Genomic DNA, 907 nt, shown 5'->3' on the forward strand with positions numbered 1-907 from the left:
GTCAAACTTGGCAGCGCAGCCGAACAAACGGAAACTTCTGCAAAAGAAGCCGAACCCCCGCAACACGAAAGCGGCCATGACGGATTCACCGTTGAAAATACAGGCGTTACCCTGCAGGTTGAAAACGCAGACGGTAAACAACGCTTAATCGTTCTGCGCGTTAGCGGCGCGGCCGAACGTGCCGGCCTCAAACGCGGCGACGAAATCATTGCCGTCAGCCAAATCAGCGTCAATGACGAATCCACTTTCCGTAGCGCATTGGAAAGCTCAGGCAAAAACGTACCGCTTTTGGTACAACGCGACGGCAATACTTTGTTCCTCGCGCTAAATCTGCAGTAGTCCGATTTTTCAGACGGCATGATGATGTGTTAGATGATAAAATACCCATATGTCAGAGGCAGTGGGTATTTTGTTATCCGTCTTCCAATTTAGGCCTTCTGAAAATATTTCACCGCTTATACACAATATAATTATGCAACTTATTAATTATTCGAATTCTATTTTATCTATCGTCCCGGCAGCCATCGCGCTCGCCTTGGCCATTGCAACGCGCCGTGTATTGCTGTCCTTAGGTGTCGGCATTATCGTAGGCTCATTCTTGCTGGTAGGCAGTAATCCACTTGATGCCTTGGTTCACTTAAAAGACATGGCAGTCAGCCTGACTTGGGCGGACGGCGATTGGTCCTTGGGCAAACCCAAAATCCTACTCTTCTTGGTGCTTTTGGGGATTTTCACTTCCCTGCTGACGCATTCCGGCAGCAACCAAGCATTTGCCGATTGGGCAAAACAGCACATCAAAGGCCGTCGCGGGGCGAAGCTGCTGACCGCCTGTCTGGTATTCGTTACCTTTATTGACGACTATTTCCACAGCCTTGCCGTCGGTGCGATTGCCCGCCCTGTAACCGAC

At 50.2% G+C, this 907-nt stretch carries 1 protein-coding gene and 1 pseudogene; both read left to right on the forward strand.

All coding sequences use genetic code 11. The features are described from left to right. Positions 1-339: PDZ domain-containing protein (locus ACTHUR_RS12500; RefSeq protein WP_440398806.1), on the forward strand; the 339-nt coding region annotated here is incomplete at its 5' end. 133 nt (positions 340-472) lie between these two features. Further along, a pseudogene (locus ACTHUR_RS12505) lies at positions 473-907 on the forward strand (Na+/H+ antiporter); the annotation flags it as partial.

The sequence above is a fragment of the Neisseria sp. P0021.S007 genome, assembly GCF_051956855.1.